General features: G+C 67.8%; 2 protein-coding genes and 1 pseudogene. 1 reads left to right on the forward strand and 2 read right to left on the reverse strand.

Annotated features, from left to right (window positions below):
• On the reverse strand, window positions 1-242 hold a 242-nt coding region (locus tag HUK84_RS22935; RefSeq protein ID WP_218064462.1), incomplete at its 3' end, for a hypothetical protein.
• A gap of 252 nt (window positions 243-494) precedes the next feature.
• Here HUK84_RS22935 and HUK84_RS18440 point away from each other — a divergent pair.
• Window positions 495-662, forward strand: a complete 168-nt coding sequence (locus HUK84_RS18440) for a hypothetical protein (RefSeq protein ID WP_176641530.1) — start codon at window positions 495-497, stop codon at window positions 660-662.
• Between the two features lie 75 nt (window positions 663-737).
• Here the strand turns inward: HUK84_RS18440 and HUK84_RS18445 are convergent.
• Window positions 738-1,368 (reverse strand): annotated as a pseudogene (locus tag HUK84_RS18445) (Na+/H+ antiporter); the annotation flags it as partial.

A 1,368-nucleotide genomic window follows, 5' to 3' on the forward strand; every position in this document is an offset into this window, starting at 1 on the left:
GGCAAAGGGGCCGCCGGAGCCGTCGCCGGCCGGGCGGCGGCCAGGGGTGGCGCCAGGGTAGACGCCAGGGTGGACGTCAGGGTGGCCGCACTGCCCAGCCCGCCGAGCAGCTTCCATGCGGTGCGCCGGGTAAGGGCCAGGGAACGCGCGGCGTCGGAACGTAATGAATCGGAATGCGCTGAATCGGAATGCGACGAATCGGCAGAAGGGGGGCCGGAAGGCGCGGGATCGGGATTCGGCATGAAGGGAGTCCTGCTGCGACCGTGGCGCGGCCTGCCATGGGATGTGGGCCCATTGGGCGAACGGCCCGGCAGAGGGGCGGTTCCGCCCGCCGGCGCGCTGCGGGGGCGGCAGGATGGCGGTTTTCCGCGGCCGGTGGCCCGTCACAAAAATGTCAACAGAACCAGCGACTTCCAATTCCTTTTTAATCATGCGGGCGAAATGGTGGCGTGCGCCGGAGGCGGACATTGGGGTATATTGGTTCGGATAATCCCGTGAATGCGGCATTCTTCGATCACTGGGTCCGTATGACGCTGCATCGCAAATTCGATGCCGTCGCCTGCGAACCGGTGCCGGACTGCCTGCTGCATTGCCTGGAACGCGGAGACCCGGAGCGTGAGGGCCCCGAACGCAGGGACGAAATCGGGCTGGGGGGCGCCTAGATTCCGAAATTCGCAAGCGAATTTCGGAATCGAGAGGACAATAGAATCAATATTTTAGTGGCCTGCTAGCCCGGTTCAGGCTTCGTCCTCGGCCTGGCTTTCGGCCGCCATCTGCTGCAGGTCCAGTTCGTATTCCAGGGTGCGCAGCACGCGGTCGTCGATTTCGCCGGCGCGGTGCATGCGCAATACCGCCAGCCGGCCGGCCGCGATGGCGGCGATGATCGCGTTGAAATGGTCGATGCGCCGGGGTTCGTGCGCGTCGCGGTCGGCCCGATAGGCCGCGGCGACCCGCACGCGGTGGCCATATTGTTCCAGCAGGCGGGGATGGCGTTCGGTCCCGTCGGGCTGGTGCGACAGGGCGGCGATCCGGGCATGCTGGGCCTGGGCCATGCGCAGCCAGGCCAGGTCCTCGCTGTCGCGCCGCAATATCAGTTCGCTGGCGCCGCTGACGCGCAGCAGGCGGATCAGCGGCGCCAGCGTCGGGGCCTGCAGCAGCACGGTAACCAAAATGACGGCGAAGGCGCAGATCAGCACGATGTCGCGCCCCGGCAGCGACACCGGCAGGGACAGCGCCGCCGCCAGCGTGACGACGCCGCGCATCCCCGCCCAGCTCAGCAGGGTCGCGGTGGCGAAGGACGGTTCGGCCTGGCGCATCCGTCCGAAGCGGCGGGCGCCGCGATGCAGCAGGTCGGTGCCGAAGATCCAC

This window comes from Nguyenibacter vanlangensis (assembly GCF_013376155.1).
GTDB classification, from domain to species: domain Bacteria; phylum Pseudomonadota; class Alphaproteobacteria; order Acetobacterales; family Acetobacteraceae; genus Gluconacetobacter; species Gluconacetobacter vanlangensis.